General features: G+C 52.6%; 16 protein-coding genes and 1 pseudogene. All 17 read left to right on the top strand.

The genetic code is table 11. The features are described from left to right. Positions 1-4 precede the first annotated feature (4 nt). Entirely contained in the window at positions 5-856 is an 852-nt protein-coding gene (tsf, locus tag QVF11_RS16650) for a translation elongation factor Ts (protein ID WP_110272469.1), read from the top strand. 148 nt (positions 857-1,004) lie between these two features. After that, positions 1,005-1,730 carry a UMP kinase gene (gene pyrH / locus QVF11_RS16645; RefSeq protein WP_110272468.1) on the top strand — a complete coding sequence of 242 codons (726 nt, stop codon included), beginning with the start codon at positions 1,005-1,007 and terminating at the stop codon, positions 1,728-1,730. Positions 1,731-2,001: 271 nt separating this feature from the next. Continuing rightward, a complete protein-coding gene (gene frr / locus QVF11_RS16640) occupies positions 2,002-2,559 on the top strand; it encodes a ribosome recycling factor (protein WP_287858314.1) in 558 nt (185 codons plus the stop codon). A 224-nt stretch (positions 2,560-2,783) separates the two neighbouring features. Then, positions 2,784-3,983, top strand: a complete 1,200-nt coding sequence (gene ispC, locus QVF11_RS16635) for a 1-deoxy-D-xylulose-5-phosphate reductoisomerase (protein ID WP_287858312.1) — start codon at positions 2,784-2,786, stop codon at positions 3,981-3,983. A 242-nt stretch (positions 3,984-4,225) separates the two neighbouring features. Beyond that, positions 4,226-4,984, top strand: a complete 759-nt coding sequence (gene ispU / locus QVF11_RS16630) for a (2E,6E)-farnesyl-diphosphate-specific ditrans,polycis-undecaprenyl-diphosphate synthase (RefSeq protein ID WP_112215829.1) — start codon at positions 4,226-4,228, stop codon at positions 4,982-4,984. A gap of 12 nt (positions 4,985-4,996) precedes the next feature. Then, a complete protein-coding gene (cdsA, locus tag QVF11_RS16625; RefSeq protein ID WP_112215830.1) occupies positions 4,997-5,854 on the top strand; it encodes a phosphatidate cytidylyltransferase in 858 nt (285 codons plus the stop codon). A gap of 11 nt (positions 5,855-5,865) precedes the next feature. Then, complete coding sequence (gene rseP, locus QVF11_RS16620; protein WP_142512269.1) at positions 5,866-7,218, top strand: sigma E protease regulator RseP; 1,353 nt, start codon at positions 5,866-5,868, stop codon at positions 7,216-7,218. Between the two features lie 31 nt (positions 7,219-7,249). Beyond that, positions 7,250-9,679, top strand: coding sequence for an outer membrane protein assembly factor BamA (gene bamA / locus QVF11_RS16615; protein ID WP_112215832.1), 2,430 nt, complete (start codon positions 7,250-7,252; stop codon positions 9,677-9,679). 124 nt (positions 9,680-9,803) lie between these two features. Next, on the top strand, positions 9,804-10,289 hold the full coding sequence (gene skp / locus QVF11_RS16610; protein ID WP_110272461.1) for a molecular chaperone Skp: 486 nt from the start codon (positions 9,804-9,806) through the stop codon (positions 10,287-10,289). 3 nt (positions 10,290-10,292) lie between these two features. Continuing rightward, complete coding sequence (gene lpxD, locus QVF11_RS16605; RefSeq protein ID WP_112215833.1) at positions 10,293-11,318, top strand: UDP-3-O-(3-hydroxymyristoyl)glucosamine N-acyltransferase; 1,026 nt, start codon at positions 10,293-10,295, stop codon at positions 11,316-11,318. Between the two features lie 101 nt (positions 11,319-11,419). After that, positions 11,420-11,875 (top strand): 3-hydroxyacyl-ACP dehydratase FabZ, encoded by a 456-nt coding sequence (gene fabZ, locus QVF11_RS16600; protein ID WP_004145858.1) that lies wholly within the window; start codon positions 11,420-11,422, stop codon positions 11,873-11,875. A gap of 3 nt (positions 11,876-11,878) precedes the next feature. Then, positions 11,879-12,667 carry an acyl-ACP--UDP-N-acetylglucosamine O-acyltransferase gene (gene lpxA / locus QVF11_RS16595; protein WP_112215834.1) on the top strand — a complete coding sequence of 263 codons (789 nt, stop codon included), beginning with the start codon at positions 11,879-11,881 and terminating at the stop codon, positions 12,665-12,667. Then, entirely contained in the window at positions 12,667-13,815 is a 1,149-nt protein-coding gene (gene lpxB / locus QVF11_RS16590) for a lipid-A-disaccharide synthase (RefSeq protein WP_287858310.1), read from the top strand. The genes lpxA and lpxB overlap by 1 nt, the downstream gene beginning before the upstream one ends. Further along, positions 13,812-14,408 carry a ribonuclease HII gene (gene rnhB / locus QVF11_RS16585; RefSeq protein ID WP_142512267.1) on the top strand — a complete coding sequence of 199 codons (597 nt, stop codon included), beginning with the start codon at positions 13,812-13,814 and terminating at the stop codon, positions 14,406-14,408. The genes lpxB and rnhB overlap by 4 nt, the downstream gene beginning before the upstream one ends. 38 nt (positions 14,409-14,446) lie before the next feature. After that, entirely contained in the window at positions 14,447-17,929 is a 3,483-nt protein-coding gene (gene dnaE, locus QVF11_RS16580) for a DNA polymerase III subunit alpha (protein WP_287858308.1), read from the top strand. Positions 17,930-17,941: 12 nt separating this feature from the next. Then, positions 17,942-18,901: an acetyl-CoA carboxylase carboxyl transferase subunit alpha gene (gene accA / locus QVF11_RS16575; protein WP_287858307.1), complete on the top strand. Its 960-nt coding sequence runs from the start codon at positions 17,942-17,944 to the stop codon at positions 18,899-18,901. A gap of 141 nt (positions 18,902-19,042) precedes the next feature. After that, positions 19,043-19,381: pseudogene (locus QVF11_RS16570) on the top strand (chitinase); the annotation flags it as partial. Positions 19,382-19,484: the final 103 nt, after the last annotated feature.

The following is a 19,484-nucleotide window of genomic DNA, read 5'->3' as shown; positions in this document are numbered from 1 at the left end:
AAGAATGGCTGAAATTACCGCATCCCTGGTAAAAGAGCTGCGCGAGCGTACTGGCGCAGGCATGATGGATTGCAAAAAAGCGCTGACCGAAGCTAACGGCGACATCGAGCTGGCAATCGAAAACATGCGTAAATCCGGTGCTATTAAAGCAGCGAAAAAAGCAGGCAACGTTGCTGCTGATGGCGTGATCATCACTAAAATTGACGGCACCTACGGCATCATTCTGGAAGTTAACTGCCAGACTGACTTCGTAGCTAAAGATGGTGGTTTCCAGGCATTCGCTAACAAAGTACTGGACGCTGCTGTTGCAGGCAAAATCACTGATGTTGAAGTACTGAAAGCACAGTTCGAAGAAGAACGCGTTGCGCTGGTTGCTAAAATTGGTGAGAACATCAACATTCGTCGCGTTTCTTCCCTGGAAGGCGAAGTTCTGGGTTCTTACCAGCACGGTGCGCGTATCGGTGTTCTGGTTGCGGCTAAAGGCGCTGACGCTGAGCTGGTTAAACAGCTGGCTATGCACATTGCTGCAAGCAAGCCTGAATTCGTTAAGCCGGAAGATGTTTCTGCTGACGTAGTAGAAAAAGAGTACCAGGTTCAACTGGACATCGCCATGCAGTCTGGCAAGCCGAAAGAAATCGCAGAGAAAATGGTTGAAGGCCGCATGAAGAAATTCACCGGCGAAGTTTCTCTGACTGGTCAGCCTTTCGTTATGGATCCGAGCAAATCTGTTGCTCAGCTGCTGAAAGAGCACAACGCTGACGTGACTGGTTTCATCCGCTTTGAAGTGGGTGAAGGCATCGAGAAAGTTGAGACTGACTTTGCAGCAGAAGTTGCTGCGATGTCCAAGCAGTCTTAATTTTCAAAAAAGGAGCCGCCTGAGGGCGGCTTCTTTTTGTGCCTAACTTGTAAATTCAGCCAACCGCTCTGGTGGCTACGCTGGAAAGCGACGTACAATGTCGCCAGAAATAATTCATCTCATTCGTTGACAGTCTCAGGAAAGAAACATGGCTACCAATGCAAAACCCGTCTACAAACGTATTCTGCTTAAATTAAGTGGCGAAGCGCTGCAAGGTTCAGAAGGCTTCGGTATTGATGCAAGCATACTTGACCGTATGGCTCAGGAAATCAAAGAACTGGTTGAACTGGGTATTCAGGTTGGCGTAGTGATTGGTGGCGGTAACTTGTTCCGTGGAGCTGGTCTGGCGAAAGCAGGTATGAACCGCGTTGTGGGCGACCACATGGGCATGTTGGCAACGGTCATGAACGGCCTTGCAATGCGTGATTCTCTCCATCGCGCCTATGTGAACGCCCGCCTGATGTCAGCTATTCCGCTGAACGGCGTATGTGATAACTACAGTTGGGCGGAAGCTATCAGCCTGCTGCGTAACAACCGCGTGGTGATTCTGGCCGCCGGTACGGGCAATCCTTTCTTTACCACTGATTCCGCAGCTTGCCTGCGCGGTATCGAAATCGAAGCTGATGTTGTGTTGAAAGCGACGAAAGTTGATGGCGTATTTACCGCTGACCCGGCCAAAGATCCTTCTGCCACCATGTACGATCAGCTGACCTACAGCGAAGTACTGGATAAAGAACTGAAAGTGATGGATCTTGCAGCCTTCACCCTGGCCCGTGACCATAAATTGCCGATTCGCGTGTTCAACATGAACAAGCCAGGCGCGCTGCGCCGTGTGGTGATGGGTGAAAAAGAAGGGACGTTAATCACGGAATAATTTCCGTGTTACACTTCATCCTTCAAGCTGTTTCTGCGTTGGCTGCCTTTGCTCACCTCAGTCATTTACTGTAGTAAGTGACTGAGGATTCGCTCAGTTGCCGCCTTGATACAACTTGAATGATTTTGTGTAGAAATAGAGGTAAGATTTTGCACTACCGTCGTGGGATAGTGCCTTACCCGTAAACATATTAATCAGGGCTATACTTAGCACATTTCCACTATGTGCAATTGTCTGGTCTGCCTGAGACAAGTTTTCAAGGATTCGTAACGTGATTAGCGATATCAGAAAAGATGCTGAAGTACGCATGGATAAATGCGTTGAAGCGTTCAAAACCCAAATCAGCAAAATACGCACGGGTCGTGCTTCTCCCAGCCTGCTGGATGGTATTGTCGTGGAATACTACGGCACGCCGACGCCGCTGCGTCAGCTGGCAAGCGTAACGGTAGAAGATTCCCGTACTCTGAAAATCAACGTGTTCGATCGCTCGCTGAGCCCGGCCGTTGAAAAAGCGATTATGGCATCTGACCTCGGTCTGAACCCAAGCTCTGCGGGTACCGATATCCGCGTTCCGCTACCGCCGCTGACCGAAGAACGTCGTAAAGATCTGACCAAAATCGTGCGTGGTGAAGCTGAACAGGCGCGCGTTGCCGTGCGTAACGTTCGTCGCGACGCCAACGACAAAGTAAAAGCACTTCTGAAAGAGAAAGAGATCAGCGAAGACGACGATCGCCGCTCTCAGGACGACGTGCAAAAAATGACCGACGCTGCTATCAAGAAAGTTGATGCGGCGCTGGCGGATAAAGAAGCGGAACTGATGCAGTTCTGATTCTCTGCCAATTCGCGGGCCGGAAGTGCGGCCTGCGTAAAATCTGAAACGCCGTACAGGAGACCGTACGCTCAATTTTCGGGATTGCGTTTAGACGGCTGGCCTTGTAGCCTTTGGCACCATGTCAAAGGCTCTGTGCCTCCGCTCTCACCTGATAATTGATGCATAAGGGCTTGCTGGCGGCGTTTTGCTTTTTATCCTGTCTTAATTCTTCTGGGCGTCTCATGAAGCAATTAACCGTTCTCGGTTCGACCGGTTCTATCGGCTGCAGCACGTTGGATGTGGTGCGCCATAATCCTGACTGCTTTTCGATTACCGCGCTGGTCGCCGGGAAAAATGTCGACCGCATGGTTGAACAATGTCTGGAATTTTCCCCTCGTTACGCGGTTATGGATGATGCACACAGCGCTGAGCTGTTGCGGACAAAACTCCGCGAACACGGCAGCCGTACTGAAGTCATGAGTGGCCAGCAGGCCGCTGCTGAGGTTGCGGCACTGGACGATGTTGATCAGGTGATGGCAGCGATTGTCGGAGCGGCAGGGCTGGTACCGACGCTGTCAGCCATTCGCGCCGGGAAAACGGTGCTGCTGGCGAATAAAGAGTCGCTGGTGACCTGTGGTCGCCTGTTTATGGAGGCGGTGCAGCAGTTCGAGGCTCGTCTGCTGCCGGTTGATAGCGAACACAATGCGATTTTTCAGAGTATGCCGGAAACAATTCAACACAATCTGGGATACGCTGATTTAACGCAGAACGGCGTGGCGTCGATTCTGCTGACCGGTTCCGGGGGCCCTTTTCGGGAAACGGCGATTTCCGAACTGGCGGCAATGACGCCAGACCAGGCCTGTAATCATCCAAACTGGTCAATGGGGCGCAAAATTTCCGTCGACTCAGCCACCATGATGAACAAGGGACTGGAGTATATCGAAGCACGTTGGTTGTTTAATGCTTCGGCGCAGCAAATGGAAGTGCTTATCCATCCGCAATCAGTGATTCATTCGATGGTGCGTTATCAGGACGGTAGCGTCCTGGCACAGCTCGGTGAGCCGGATATGCGTACGCCGATTGCCCACACTATGGGGTGGCCAAAGCGTCTTAACTCTGGAGTGAAACCGCTGGACTTTTGCCAGTTGAGTAACCTGAGCTTCTCCGCACCGGATTACGGGCGTTATCCTTGCCTGAAGCTGGCGATGGATGCCTTTGATGCGGGGCAGGCGGCGACAACAGCGCTGAATGCGGCGAATGAAGTCTCCGTAGCCGCGTTCCTGAACGATGATATCCGTTTCACTGATATTGCAGCAGTCAATCAGTCGGTCCTGGATCAACAGACGCTAAATGAGCCGCAAAGTATTGATGAAGTGCTGGAGATTGACGCGATGGCTCGGGTGAGCGCAAGCCAGTTACTGGCCGCTCGGAGCAAATTCTGATACTCACTGTGATATTTGTGGGCGCTGGGCTTCGGTGATATAGTCTGCGCCACCCGATCGTTGCATTTTGTTGTGAAAGATTACGGTGGCCGTGGCAAAACACGGCTTTTTTGCGTAAAGCTTTTGGTTGTTCTCTGCGATTGGCCGTAGCTCCGGTACCGGATAAAAATGCGTATCCAGCGCTGACCGGTGGCCCGTGTTTGGTGGCTTAGCTAATCCTTATTATGGACTTAAAACGCGTTATGTTGTCTGCTAATCAAACTGTCAGCGAAATGTCGCCTGCGCATGGTTGTCGCCATGTTGCCATTATTATGGACGGCAACGGTCGCTGGGCGAAACGGCAAGGAAAAATTCGTGCCTTCGGCCATAAAGCCGGCGCGAAGTCCGTGCGTCGCGCCGTCTCTTTCGCGGCTAATAATGGTATTGAAGCGTTGACGTTATACGCGTTCAGTAGTGAAAACTGGAACCGCCCGGCGCAGGAGGTCAGTGCGCTGATGGAGCTGTTTGTCTGGGCGTTGGATAGCGAAGTGAAAAGCCTGCACAGGCATAATGTGCGTCTGCGTATTATCGGCGAGACAACACGTTTTAACGCACGTTTGCAGGAGCGTATCCGTAAAGCGGAGGCGTTGACTGAGAACAATACAGGTTTGACCCTGAATATTGCTGCCAACTATGGCGGCCGCTGGGATATCGTCCAGGGCGTTCGTCATTTGGCCCAACAGGTACAGGAAGGGTTGCTGCAACCCGATCAAATCACGGAAGAGATGCTGAGCCAGCAGGTTTGTATGAATGAGCTTGCACCCGTAGATTTAGTTATTAGGACCGGGGGAGAGCATCGCATCAGTAACTTTTTGATTTGGCAAATTGCCTATGCCGAACTTTACTTTACGGATGTTCTTTGGCCCGATTTCGCTGAACAGGACTTTGAAGGTGCACTCCATGCCTTTGTTAATCGAGAGCGTCGTTTCGGCGGCACTGAGCCGGGTGGCAATAATGCCTGATGGGGGTCACTTTTGCTGAAGTATCGCCTGATTTCTGCTTTCGTCTTAATCCCCGTCGTTATAGCGGCGCTTTTTCTATTGCCGCCCGCGGGTTTTGCCATCGTCACGCTGGTCGTCTGTATGCTCGCCGCGTGGGAGTGGGGGCAATTTAGCGGTTTCACTTCAACGACGCAGAGAGTCTGGCTGTCGGTGCTCTGCGGCCTGCTGCTGGCGTTGATGCTTTTTCTTATGCCGGAATACCATTACGACGTTCACCAACCGTTGGTTGAGGGGTCGCTATGGGCATCATTTGGCTGGTGGATAGTTGCGCTTATTTTGGTACTGACTTATCCCGCTTCTGCCGCCTTCTGGCGTAACTCAAAAACGCTACGTCTGATTTTTGGCATCCTGACCATTGTCCCATTTTTTTGGGGCATGCTGGCGCTGCGCGCCTGGCATTACGCCGATGACCATTACAGTGGTGCGCTGTGGTTGCTGTACGTGATGATCCTGGTCTGGGGCGCGGATTCCGGTGCCTACATGTTTGGTAAAATGTTCGGCAAGCATAAGCTGGCGCCAAAAGTGTCTCCGGGCAAAACCTGGCAGGGATTTTTTGGTGGGCTGCTCACGGCGGCAGTTATCTCATGGGCTTACGGCTGGTGGGCTCATCTGGATGTCACGCCGACGGTCCTGCTGGTTTGCTCCGTTATTGCGGCTTTGGCCTCGGTACTTGGCGATCTCACAGAAAGCATGTTTAAACGAGAAGCTGGCATTAAAGATAGCGGGAATCTTATTCCCGGACACGGTGGTATTCTGGATCGTATTGATAGCCTGACGGCTGCGGTCCCTGTGTTTGCGTGTCTGCTATTGTTAGTTTTCAGGACGATTTGACGGAAAATTTTATGCTGAGCGTTCTCTGGAATTTGGCTGCTTTTATTATTGCGCTGGGCGTGTTGATCACCGTCCATGAATTTGGCCATTTCTGGGTTGCTCGCCGCTGTGGCGTCCGTGTTGAGCGCTTTTCCATTGGTTTTGGCAAGGCTCTCTGGCGGCGCTACGATAAGCAGGGCACGGAGTTCGTCATTGCTCTTATCCCGCTGGGTGGCTATGTCAAAATGCTCGACGAACGCGTCGAGCCGGTGGCGCCCGAGATGCGCCACTACGCTTTCAACAACAAAACCGTTGGTCAGCGTGCTGCTGTTATTGCCGCTGGGCCTATCGCCAACTTCCTTTTTGCCATTTTTGCCTACTGGTTGGTCTTCATTATTGGTGTCCCTGGCGTTCGTCCGGTTGTTGGCGATATAACGCCCAACTCGATAGCCGCGCAAGCACAAATTGCAAAAGGAACGGAACTTAAAGCGATAGATGGCATCGAAACGCCTGATTGGGATGCTGTGCGTATGGCGCTGGTGGCGAAGATAGGCGATCGGCAAACAATAGTTACCGTTGCCCCTTTCGGGACCAATCAACGTCAGGATAAAATCCTCGATCTGCAGCACTGGGCGTTTGAACCGGATAAACAAGATCCAGTAGCTTCGTTAGGCATTCAGCCGCGCAGCGCGCAGATTGATACCGTCCTGGCAGAAGTTCAATCTAACTCGGCGGCGCAGAAGGCGGGTTTGCAAGCGGGCGACAGGATCGTTAAAGTCGATGGTCAACCGTTAACGCAGTGGATGACGTTTGTTAATCTTGTGCGTGATAATCCGGGAAGTGCGTTAGTTCTGGACATCGAACGGCAGGGGAGTCCTTTATCGGTAACCTTGACGCCAGATTCAAAGTCCACCAGGGGCAAAGCTGAGGGGTTTGCAGGGGTCGTACCTAAGGTCATCCCGCTGCCTGATGAATATAAGACAGTGCGTCAGTACGGGCCGTTTGCCGCCATCGCTGAAGCCACGGATAAAACCTGGCAGCTGATGTCGTTAACGGTCAGGATGCTGGGCAAATTGATAACCGGTGATGTCAAACTGAACAACCTCAGCGGGCCGATTTCTATCGCCCAGGGGGCTGGGATGTCAGCGGAGTACGGGCTGATTTATTACCTGATGTTCCTTGCGCTGATTAGCGTGAACCTCGGAATAATCAACCTGTTCCCGCTTCCTGTTCTTGACGGGGGGCATTTGCTGTTTTTGGCGATTGAAAAGCTGAAAGGCGGACCGGTATCCGAGCGAGTTCAAGACTTTAGTTATCGCATTGGCTCAATATTGCTGGTGTTGTTAATGGGGCTTGCACTTTTCAATGATTTCTCTCGGTTGTAAGAGAGTTTGTTAGGAAGAACGCATAATAACGATGGCGATGAAAAAGTTGCTCATAGCGTCGCTGCTGTTTAGCAGCGCAACCGTATACGGTGCTGAAGGGTTCGTGGTGAAGGACATTCATTTCGACGGCTTGCAGCGTGTCGCTGTTGGTGCGGCCCTCCTCAGTATGCCAGTGCGTCCTGGCGATACCGTAACCGATGATGATATCAGTAACACCATCCGTGCTCTGTTTGCCACTGGCAACTTTGAGGATGTCCGCGTCCTGCGCGATGGTGATACCCTGCTGGTGCAGGTGAAAGAGCGTCCAACGATTGCCAGCATCACTTTCTCCGGCAACAAGTCGGTGAAAGATGACATGCTCAAGCAAAACCTTGAGGCATCCGGCGTACGCGTAGGGGAATCTCTCGATCGCACCACGCTCGCTGATATTGAAAAAGGGCTGGAAGATTTTTACTACAGCGTCGGCAAGTACAGCGCCAGCGTAAAAGCTGTCGTGACGCCGCTACCGCGTAACCGTGTCGACTTGAAACTGGTATTCCAGGAAGGCGTATCGGCTAAAATCCAGCAGATCAATATCGTCGGCAATCATGCTTTCAGCACTGATGAACTGATTTCGACATTCCAGCTGCGCGATGAAGTGCCATGGTGGAACGTGGTTGGCGATCGCAAATACCAGAAACAGAAGCTGGCAGGGGACCTCGAAACTCTGCGTAGTTACTATCTGGATCGCGGCTATGCCCGTTTCAACATTGATTCCACGCAGGTTAGCCTGACGCCGGACAAAAAGGGCATCTACATCACCGTCAACATTACCGAAGGCGATCAGTACAAGCTTTCTGGTGTGCAGGTGACGGGCGATCTGGCGGGACATTCGGCAGAAATCGAAGCGCTGACCAAAGTGGAGCCGGGCGAGCTGTATAACGGCACCAAAGTGACCAAAATGGAGAATGATATTAAGAAACTCCTCGGTCGCTATGGCTACGCCTATCCGCGCGTTCAGTCCCAGCCGGAAATCAACGATACCGACAAGACGGTGAAGCTGCACGTTAACGTGGATGCGGGTAACCGTTATTACGTGCGTAAAGTGCGTTTTGAAGGTAACGATACCTCGAAAGATTCCGTTCTGCGTCGTGAAATGCGTCAGATGGAAGGTGCCTGGCTGGGGAGCGACCTGGTTGACCAGGGTAAAGATCGTCTGAACCGTTTGGGCTATTTTGAAACGGTTGATACCGATACGCAGCGTGTACCGGGTAGCCCGGATCAGGTAGACGTTGTCTACAGGGTTAAAGAACGTAATACCGGTAGCTTTAACTTTGGTGTTGGTTACGGCACTGAAAGCGGCGTTAGCTTCCAGGCTGGCGTTCAGCAGGATAACTGGCTCGGTACTGGCTATTCTGTTGGTATTAACGGCACCAAAAACGATTACCAGACCTATACTGAACTGTCGGTGACTAACCCGTACTTTACCGTGGATGGCGTCAGCCTCGGTGGTCGTGTCTTCTATAACGACTTCGATGCTAACGATGCGGACCTGTCTGACTATACCAACAAAAGTTATGGTACAGACATCACGCTGGGCTTCCCGATTAACGAATACAATTCGCTGCGCGCGGGTCTGGGCTATGTGCATAACTCCTTGTCCAATATGCAGCCGCAGGTATCAATGTGGCGTTATCTGAATTCGATGGGCCAGTATCCGGACAACACGAACGACAGAAACTCGTTCAGCGCTGATGACTTCACCTTCAACTATGGTTGGACGTACAACAAGCTGGACCGTGGTTTCTTCCCGACCGAAGGTTCGCGCGTTAATCTGAATGGTAAAGTGACGATTCCGGGATCTGACAACGAATACTACAAAGCGACGCTGGATACGGCGACCTATGTACCAATCGATGACGATCATCAGTGGGTCATGTTGGGACGTACCCGCTTTGGTTACGGTAATGGTCTGGGCGGTAAAGAGATGCCGTTCTATGAGAACTTCTATGCCGGTGGTTCAAGCACCGTGCGTGGTTTTCAGTCCAATACAATTGGCCCGAAAGCGGTTTATCTGCCTGCCAGCAGCCGTCATGACGGTGATGATAGTTATGATAACGAATGTAATCGTGATCAATCTGCACCATGTAAGTCTGATGACGCTGTGGGCGGTAACGCCATGGCGGTCGCCAGCCTGGAGCTGATCACTCCAACGCCGTTTATTAGCGATAAATATGCAAATTCGGTCCGTACTTCCTTCTTCTGGGACATGGGGACCGTGTGGGATACTCACTGGGATTCTGGTGCGTATCCGGGCTATCCGGACTACAGCGATCCGAACAACATTCGTATGTCTGCGGGTATCGCAGTTCAGTGGATGTCGCCGTTAGGGCCGTTGGTATTCTCCTACGCCCAGCCGTTTAAAAAGTACGATGGAGACAAAGCTGAACAGTTCCAGTTTAACATCGGTAAAACCTGGTAATTGTGTTGGCTGCAATGGAATGCAAGAGCAGTATAGCGCTGACTATTGGCGATAACTGAGGTTATCGCCTGGCCACGCAAATAACGGTACCCCAGGGTACTCATGGGATGGTAAGGAGTTTATTGTGAAAAAGTGGTTATTAGCTGCAGGTCTGGGTTTAGCAATGGTAACTTCCGCTCAGGCGGCAGATAAAATTGCAATGGTTAACATGAACAACTTGTTCCAACAGGTTGCCCAGAAAACAGGCGTTTCTAACACGCTGGAAAACGAGTTTAAAGGTCGCGCAAGCGAGCTGCAGCGTATGGAAGGCGACCTGCAGTCTAAAATGCAGCGTCTGCAGTCCATGAAAGCCGGTGCTGATCGTACCAAACTGGAAAAAGACGTGATGGCTCAGCGCCAGACTTTCTCCCAGAAAGCCCAGTCTTTCGAGCAGGACCGCGCACGTCGTTCTAATGAAGAACGTGGCAAGCTGGTGACTCGTATCCAGAGCGCAGTGCAGAGCGTTGCTAAAGATCAGAGCATCGATCTGGTTGTTGACTCTAATGCCGTGGCATACAACAGCAGCGATGTAAAAGACATCACCGCTGATGTGCTAAAACAGGTTAAATAAGTAATGCCTTCAATTCGACTGGCTGATTTAGCACAGCAGTTGGATGCAGAACTACACGGTGATGGCGATATCGTCATCACCGGCGTTGCGTCCATGCAATCCGCTAAAACGGGCCATATTACTTTCATGGTAAATCCTAAGTACCGTGAACACCTGGCCGCTTGCCAGGCGTCTGCTGTCGTGATGACGCAGGATGATTTGCCCTTTGCCCATAGTGCCGCGCTGGTAGTGCGTAATCCCTACCTGACATACGCGCGCATGGCTCAAATTCTTGATACCACGCCGCAGCCGGCGCAGAATATCGCGCCCAGCGCGGTTATTGACGCCACGGCTAAGCTGGGTACTGACGTTGCTATTGGCCCGAATGCTGTTATTGAATCGGGTGTTGTGCTCGGCGATAACGTTGTTATCGGCGCGGGATGCTTCGTTGGGAAAAATACGAAAATTGGTGCTGGCTCGCGTTTGTGGGCCAATGTGACCGTTTACCACGATATTGAGATCGGCGAGAATTGTCTGATCCAATCCAGTACGGTAATTGGTGCGGATGGCTTTGGTTACGCCAACGATCGTGGTAATTGGGTTAAGATCCCACAATTGGGTCGCGTTATTATTGGCGATCGTGTGGAGATTGGCGCTTGTACTACCATTGATCGTGGTGCGCTGGACGATACTGTGATCGGCAACGGTGTGATCATCGATAATCAATGCCAAATTGCGCACAACGTGACGATTGGTGACAATACTGCCGTTGCTGGCGGTGTGATTATGGCGGGCAGCTTGAAAATTGGCCGCTACTGCATGATTGGCGGCGCCAGCGTGATCAACGGACACATGGAAATCTGCGATAAAGTTACCGTAACGGGGATGGGAATGGTTATGCGTCCAATCACCGAGCCGGGAGTTTACTCTTCAGGTATTCCGCTGCAACCGAATAAGGTTTGGCGAAAAACGGCTGCGTTGGTGCTGAATATTGATGATATGAGCAAGCGTCTCAAAGCTATTGAGCGCAAGGTTAATCAGCAAGATTAGTGCTTCACCCGACACATTAAATTTTCGGCCTGTTGCATTCATGAGATTGCCGCAGGCCGTGTTATTATTGCCCTTTAGTATATTTAGACAGGAAGAGTATTTTGACTACTGACACTCATACTCTGCACATTGAAGAGATTCTGGAACTTCTCCCTCACCGTTACCCGTTCCTGCTGGTAGATCGCGTGCTGGATTTTGAAGAAGGTCGTTTTCTGCGCGCAGTAAAAAATGTTTCTGTAAATGAGCCGTTTTTCCAGGGGCACTTCCCTGGTAAGCCGATTTTACCGGGTGTACTGATTCTGGAAGCAATGGCGCAGGCCACCGGCATTCTGGCATTCAAAAGCGTGGGAAAACTGGAGCCGGGTGAGCTGTATTATTTTGCCGGGATCGACGAAGCGCGTTTCAAACGTCCGGTCGTACCTGGCGATCAAATGATTATGGAAGTCACTTTTGAGAAAACCCGTCGCGGCCTGACTCGTTTCAAAGGCGTTGCGCTGGTTGATGGAAAAGTGGTTTGCGAAGCAACGATGATGTGTGCCCGTAGCCGGGAGGCCTGATACGTGATTGATAAAACCGCCTTTATTCATCCTTCCTCCATTGTAGAAGAAGGCGCCGTTATTGGTGCTAACGTTCACATTGGTCCGTTTTGTATTGTTGGCGCTAACGTCGAAATTGGCGAAGGCACCGTACTGAAGTCTCATGTTGTCATTAATGGTCATACCAAAATTGGCCGCGATAACGAGATCTATCAGTTCGCTTCCATCGGCGAAGTTAACCAGGATCTGAAATATGCTGGTGAACCAACCCGTGTGGAAATTGGCGATCGCAACCGCATCCGCGAAAGCGTCACCATTCATCGTGGCACAGTACAGGGCGGTGGATTAACGAAGGTGGGCAGCGATAACCTGCTGATGATCAACGCGCACGTGGCGCACGATTGTACGCTTGGCAACCGCTGTATTCTGGCCAATAACGCGACGCTTGCTGGCCATGTCTCGCTGGATGATTTTGTTATCATCGGCGGCATGACCGCAGTACATCAATTCTGCATCATCGGCGCACATGTCATGGTTGGCGGCTGCTCCGGTGTTGCGCAAGATGTTCCGCCGTTTGTTATTGCTCAGGGCAACCACGCAACGCCGTTTGGCGTCAATATCGAAGGGCTCAAACGCCGCGGTTTCAGCCGTGAGGCGATCACCGCGATTCGTAACGCGTATAAGCTGCTGTACCGCAGCGGCAAAACGCTGGACGAAGCGAAACCCGAGATTGCCGAGCTGGCGGCACAATACCCTGAAGTTCAGGCATTCAGCGACTTCTTTGCCCGCTCTACGCGCGGCCTGATTCGTTAATGACTGAATCGCGTCCCCTGACGATTGCCCTGGTCGCCGGAGAAACCTCCGGCGATATTCTTGGCGCAGGTCTTATTCGAGCGCTCAAAGCCCGCATACCTGATGCCCGCTTTGTTGGCGTTGCCGGGCCATTGATGCAGGCCGAAGGCTGCGAAGCCTGGTATGAGATGGAAGAGCTGGCGGTGATGGGTATTGTGGAAGTGTTGGGGCGCCTGCGTCGACTGCTGCATATTCGCGCCGATCTCACCCGTCGATTCACCGAACTTAAGCCAGATGTTTTCGTTGGTATTGATGCGCCTGATTTCAATATTACCCTCGAAGGTAATCTGAAGAAGCAGGGTATCAAAACTATCCATTACGTCAGTCCGTCGGTGTGGGCATGGCGGCAAAAACGCGTTTTCAAAATTGGCAGATCCACCGATCTGGTGCTGGCATTTCTGCCTTTCGAAAAAGCGTTTTATGACAGATTTAGTGTCCCTTGTCGGTTTATCGGTCACACGATGGCGGATGCGATGCCGCTGGATCCGGACAAAGGCGCCGCGCGCGACCGCTTGGGAATTGCCCGTGAAGTACACTGTCTGGCGCTACTGCCCGGTAGCCGTGGGGCTGAAGTCGAGATGCTTAGCGCCGATTTCCTGAAAACGGCGCAGATCCTGCGAGGCTATTACCCTGACCTGGAAGTGGTTGTGCCACTGGTCAATGTGAAGCGTCGGGAGCAGTTTGAGCGTATCAAAGCGGAAACGGCACCGGATCTTGCGGTGCATATGCTGGACGGTCAGGCGCGAGACGCGATGATAGCAAGCGATGCCGCGCTACTGGCTTCCGGTACGGCTGCGCTGGAGTGCATGCTGGCGAAGTGTCCGATGGTGGTTGGTTATCGTATGAAGCCATTTACCTTCTGGCTGGCGAAACGGCTGGTGAAGACCGACTATGTGTCGTTGCCAAATCTCCTGGCCGGGCGCGAACTGGTCAAAGAGCTGTTGCAGGACGAGTGCCAGCCGCAGGCGTTAGCCGATGCGCTGAAGCCGCTGCTGGCCGATGGTAAAACCAGCCACGATATGCATGAAACCTTCCGCGCCCTGCATCAGCAGATCCGCTGCAACGCTGATGAGCAGGCGGCGGACGCAGTACTGGAGTTAGCAAAATGATGGAATTCGTTTACCCGCATACCCATCTGGTTGCCGGAGTCGATGAAGTCGGACGCGGTCCGCTGGTTGGCGCGGTAGTGACTGCGGCGGTGATTCTTGACCCGGCAAAACCGATTGTGGGCCTTAATGACTCCAAAAAGTTAAGTGAAAAACGCCGCCTTGCGCTCTTTGATGAGATAAAAGAAAAAGCGCTGTGCTGGAGCCTCGGTCGTGCGGAGCCGCATGAGATCGATGAACTGAATATTTTACATGCGACTATGCTGGCAATGCAGCGCGCCGTTGCTGGCTTGAGTATTTCCCCTGAGTTTGTTCTTATTGATGGTAACCGCTGTCCGCCGCTACCGGCACCTTCGCTGGCTGTTGTTAAAGGCGATAGTCGAGTAGCGGAAATCAGCGCCGCGTCTATTCTGGCGAAAGTGACGCGCGATGCTGAAATGACCGAACTGGATCGGCAATTCCCCCAGTACGGTTTTGCACAACACAAAGGTTATCCCACCGCTTTTCATCTGCAAAAGCTGCTGGAACATGGCGTAATCGAACAATATCGGCGCAGCTTTGGCCCGGTAAAACGCGCGCTGGGCCTGGCGTCCTGAACTGACACGCAAGCAATTAAGTAACGCGGAATCTGAAGATGGCTGAACCACGTTTCGTACACCTGCGGGTGCACAGCGACTATTCCATGATCGATGGCCTGGCGAAAACCGGGCCGTTAGTGAAAAAGGCGGCCGCGCTCGGTATGCCTGCGCTGGCGATCACTGATTTTACCAACCTCTGTGGGCTGGTGAAGTTCTATGGAACGGGACATGGCGCCGGGATTAAACCGATTGTCGGTGCGGATTTTCACGTCCAGAGCGATTTGATGGGTGATGAGCTGACTGAACTAACGGTGCTGGCAGCGAATAACGTCGGCTATCAAAACCTGACGCTGCTAATCTCCCGCGCTTATCAACGCGGTTACGGCGCATTAGGGCCGTGGATCGATCGCGACTGGTTGGTTGAACATCAGGAAGGCCTCATTCTGTTATCTGGCGCGCGCAAGGGTGACGTTGGCGTAAGCCTGACGCGCGGTAACATGGCGCTGGTCGAGCAGTGCGTCTCTTTTTATCAGCAGTATTTTCCCGATCGTTACTATTTAGAGCTGATCCGCACTGGACGCGCTGATGAAGAGAGCTATCTTCATGCGGCTGTGCAACTGGCGGAAGAGTGCGGTTTACCCGTTGTCGCGACTAACGATGTCCGTTTTCTGGAAACCGGCGACTTTGATGCGCATGAAATTCGCGTAGCTATCCACGACGGTTTTACCCTTGATGACCCTAAGCGCCCACGCAACTACTCGCCGCAGCAATATATGCGCAGCGAGGAGGAGATGTGCGAGCTGTTCTCTGATATTCCGGAAGCGCTGGAAAATACCGTTGAAATCGCCAAACGTTGCAACGTTACCGTGCGGCTTGGCGAATACTTCCTGCCGCAGTTCCCGACCGGGGAAATGTCGACAGAAGACTTTCTCGTCGTCAAATCAAAAGAGGGGCTGGAAGAGCGCCTCGAATTTTTATTCCCGGATCCTGAAAAGCGCGCAGAATCCCGCCCTCCATATGATGAACGTCTGGATATTGAACTTCAGGTTATCAACCAGATGGGGTTCCCGGGTTACTTCCTGATCGTTATGGAGTTTATCCAGTGGTCGAAAGATAACGGCGTGCCGGTAGGTCCTGGGCGAGGCTCCGGTGCGGGTTCGCTGGTGGCCTATGCGCTGAAAATTACCGACCTGGACCCGCTAGAGTTTGACCTGCTGTTTGAACGTTTCCTTAACCCGGAACGTGTCTCAATGCCCGACTTCGACGTTGACTTCTGTATGGAGAAACGTGACAGGGTTATCGAACATGTGGCGGAGATGTACGGTCGTGACGCGGTCTCGCAGATTATTACCTTTGGTACGATGGCGGCGAAAGCGGTTATCCGCGACGTGGGCCGCGTGCTGGGACATCCATACGGGTTTGTTGACCGCATATCCAAGCTAGTGCCGCCCGATCCGGGTATGACCCTGGCAAAAGCTTTTGAGGCTGAACCACAGCTTCCGGAAATTTACGAAGCCGATGAAGAAGTCAAAGCGCTGATCGATATGGCGCGTAAGCTGGAAGGGGTCACGCGTAACGCGGGTAAACATGCCGGTGGTGTCGTTATCGCGCCGACTAAAATTACCGATTTCGCTCCGCTATATTGCGACGATCAGGGGCAAAACCCGGTTACTCAGTTCGATAAAAACGACGTGGAATACGCGGGGCTGGTGAAGTTCGACTTCCTTGGCTTGCGTACGCTGACGATCATCGACTGGGCGTTGAAAATGATCAATCCGCGCCGGGCGAAGCAGGGCCTGGAGCCGATAGATATCGCGGCTATCCCGCTCGACGATAAAAAAAGCTTCGATATGCTGCAGCGTTCGGAAACCACAGCGGTATTCCAGCTTGAATCCCGCGGCATGAAAGACCTGATCAAACGCCTGCAGCCCGACTGCTTCGAAGATATGATAGCCCTGGTGGCCCTGTTTCGTCCGGGCCCGCTGCAGTCGGGCATGGTAGATAACTTTATTGACCGTAAGCACGGCCGTGAAGAAATCTCCTATCCAGACGTGCAGTGGCAGCATGAATGCTTGAAACCGGTACTGGAGCCAACCTACGGCATCATTCTGTACCAGGAACAGGTCATGCAGATTGCCCAGGAGCTTTCCGGCTATACCCTCGGCGGCGCTGACATGCTGCGTCGTGCGATGGGTAAGAAAAAGCCGGAAGAGATGGCCAAGCAGCGTGGCACCTTTGAAGAAGGGGCTAAAAAGCGCGGCGTTGATGGCGAGCTGGCGATGAAAATCTTTGACCTAGTGGAGAAATTCGCGGGTTACGGATTTAACAAATCGCACTCCGCCGCTTATGCTTTAGTTTCTTACCAGACGCTGTGGTTGAAGGCACACTATCCGGCCGAGTTTATGGCGGCGGTAATGACCGCGGATATGGACAACACCGAGAAAGTGGTTGGGCTGGTGGATGAATGCTGGCGGATGGGGCTGAAAATCCTGCCGCCGGATATTAACTCTGGCCTGTACCATTTCCACGTCAATGACGATGGCGAAATCGTTTATGGTATCGGCGCCATCAAAGGCGTTGGTGAAGGCCCGATTGAAGCGATCATTGAAGCGCGTAACCAGGGCGGTTATTTCCGTGAGCTGTTTGATCTTTGCGCGCGAACTGATATCAAAAAGCTAAACCGTCGGGTACTGGAAAAACTGATTATGTCCGGGGCGTTTGACCGCCTCGGCCCGCATCGCGCGGCGTTGATGAATTCGTTGAGCGATGCGCTGAAAGCTGCCGATCAGCACGCCAAAGCTGAAGCGATTGGCCAGGCTGATATGTTTGGCGTTCTGGCAGAAGAGCCGGAACAAATTGAACAATCCTACGCTAACTGCCAGCAGTGGCCGGAACAGGTGGTGCTGGATGGCGAAAGGGAGACCCTGGGGCTGTATCTGACCGGGCACCCGATTAACCAGTATCTGAGAGAGATCGAACGCTATGTTGGCGGCGTACGACTCAAAGACATGCATCCGACCGATCGTGGTAAAGTGACCACGGCGGCGGGGCTCGTTATTGCGGCGCGGGTCATGGTCACCAAGCGCGGCAATCGTATCGGCATCTGTACGCTGGATGACCGTTCCGGGCGTCTGGAGGTGATGTTATTCACCGATGCCCTGGATAAATACCAGCAATTGCTGGAAAAAGACCGCATACTTATCGTCAGCGGACAGGTCAGCTTTGATGACTTCAGCGGGGGGCTTAAAATGACCGCTCGTGAAGTCATGGACATTGACGAAGCCCGGGAAAAATATGCTCGCGGGCTTGCTATCTCGCTGACGGACAGGCAAATTGATGACCAGCTTTTAAACCGACTCCGTCAGTCTCTGGAACCCCATCGTTCGGGAACCATTCCAGTACACCTCTATTATCAGAGGGCGGATGCGCGCGCGCGGTTGCGTTTTGGCGCAACATGGCGCGTCTCTCCGAGCGATCGTTTACTCAACGATCTGCGTGGCCTTATCGGCTCGGAGCAGGTGGAACTGGAGTTTGACTAATACAGGAATACTATGAGTCTGAATTTCCTTGATTTTGAACAGCCGATTGCAGAGCTGGAAGCGAAAATCGATTCTCTGACTGCGGTAAGCCGCCAGGATGAGAAACTGGATATTAATATCGATGAAGAAGTGCATCGCCTGCGCGAAAAAAGCGTAGAGCTGACGCGCAAGATCTTCGCCGATCTTGGCGCATGGCAGGTCGCTCAGCTGGCGCGCCATCCACGTCGCCCATACACCCTGGATTATGTTCGCTTGGCTTTCGACGAATTCGACGAACTGGCTGGTGACCGCGCTTACGCTGACGATAAAGCTATCGTCGGTGGGATTGCGCGTCTGGACGGGCGTCCGGTGATGATTATCGGCCACCAAAAAGGGCGCGAAACCAAAGAGAAAATTCGTCGCAACTTCGGGATGCCGGCACCAGAAGGCTATCGTAAGGCGTTGCGTCTGATGGAGATGGCTGAGCGTTTTAAAATGCCCATCATCACTTTCATCGACACTCCAGGGGCTTACCCGGGAGTAGGAGCGGAAGAACGCGGCCAGTCTGAAGCGATTGCCCGTAACCTGCGTGAAATGTCACGTCTGAGCGTACCGGTTATCTGCACCGTGATTGGTGAAGGTGGTTCCGGCGGCGCACTGGCTATTGGCGTAGGCGATAAAGTGAATATGCTGCAGTACAGCACTTATTCCGTTATCTCCCCGGAAGGCTGTGCTTCCATTCTGTGGAAGAGCGCCGACAAAGCGCCGCTGGCCGCTGAAGCGATGGGTATCGTCGCTCCGCGTCTTAAAGAGCTGAAGCTGATCGACTCTATCATTCCGGAACCGCTGGGCGGTGCGCATCGCAATGCGGAAGCGATGGCGGCGAGCTTGAAAGCTCAACTACTGGCTGACCTGGCTGACCTCGACACTCTGAATGAAGAAGAGCTGCTCAACCGTCGCTATCAGCGTCTGATGAGCTACGGTTACGCCTGATTATCAATATCACTTTTTACCTCTAAGGGTCGGATTTTCCGGCCCTTTTTTTATATGTTGTTTACTGATGCGAGATGAGATCAGTGAGAGGTAATGTGATTAGCAGATGATGCCGTTCCTCCCTAAAATCTCTGGCAACCAGTGTTTGCTCACTTTGCGCAGGAAACCGGTGGCCATGAAAGCTGGCGTGATACTCCTGAATGGCGTCAGGCTTTGGTCTATCTCCGCGAAGTAGGTTGGGTAGAAGGGCAGAAAGGCGGCTACAACGGCGAATGTAACCCGGATATCTGGCAGGGTCAGACCTGGCCGTGTGGTAAAGACAAAGATGGCGATTTCCTTAGCTACTTTGGTCGTGGGGCGAAACAGCTCTCCGACAACTATGGCCCATTCTCTGATGCCATGTATGGCGGCGACGTTCGTCCACTGTTGGATAAACCAGAACTGGTTGCTGATACCTGGATGAACCTGGCGAGCGCCGTTATATCTGGCCCGATCGGCGCTATCGAAGCCGGTGCCCAGGTTTCTCTGAGTGCTAAGCACTGGCGTGATTGTTATGATGCTTCCCTCAGGTAAATTCCAGGAG

The sequence above is a fragment of the Klebsiella sp. genome (genome assembly GCF_027492335.1).
GTDB lineage: Bacteria > Pseudomonadota > Gammaproteobacteria > Enterobacterales > Enterobacteriaceae > Klebsiella > Klebsiella huaxiensis.
Note: the sequence above shows the minus strand (reverse complement) of the source record. Positions and strands in the feature narration are given on the sequence as shown.

What these genes read in the sequence shown, in the direction of transcription:
- rseP (WP_142512269.1), top strand. Translation starts at nt 5,866, where the DNA reads ATGCTGAGCGTTCTCTGGAATTTGGCTGCTTTTATTATTGCGCTGGGC.
- accA (WP_287858307.1), top strand. Translation starts at nt 17,942, where the DNA reads ATGAGTCTGAATTTCCTTGATTTTGAACAGCCGATTGCAGAGCTGGAA.
- ispU (WP_112215829.1), top strand. Translation starts at nt 4,226, where the DNA reads ATGTTGTCTGCTAATCAAACTGTCAGCGAAATGTCGCCTGCGCATGGT.
- bamA (WP_112215832.1), top strand. Translation starts at nt 7,250, where the DNA reads ATGGCGATGAAAAAGTTGCTCATAGCGTCGCTGCTGTTTAGCAGCGCA.
- lpxD (WP_112215833.1), top strand. Translation starts at nt 10,293, where the DNA reads ATGCCTTCAATTCGACTGGCTGATTTAGCACAGCAGTTGGATGCAGAA.
- lpxB (WP_287858310.1), top strand. Translation starts at nt 12,667, where the DNA reads ATGACTGAATCGCGTCCCCTGACGATTGCCCTGGTCGCCGGAGAAACC.
- ispC (WP_287858312.1), top strand. Translation starts at nt 2,784, where the DNA reads ATGAAGCAATTAACCGTTCTCGGTTCGACCGGTTCTATCGGCTGCAGC.
- dnaE (WP_287858308.1), top strand. Translation starts at nt 14,447, where the DNA reads ATGGCTGAACCACGTTTCGTACACCTGCGGGTGCACAGCGACTATTCC.
- tsf (WP_110272469.1), top strand. Translation starts at nt 5, where the DNA reads ATGGCTGAAATTACCGCATCCCTGGTAAAAGAGCTGCGCGAGCGTACT.
- rnhB (WP_142512267.1), top strand. Translation starts at nt 13,812, where the DNA reads ATGATGGAATTCGTTTACCCGCATACCCATCTGGTTGCCGGAGTCGAT.
- pyrH (WP_110272468.1), top strand. Translation starts at nt 1,005, where the DNA reads ATGGCTACCAATGCAAAACCCGTCTACAAACGTATTCTGCTTAAATTA.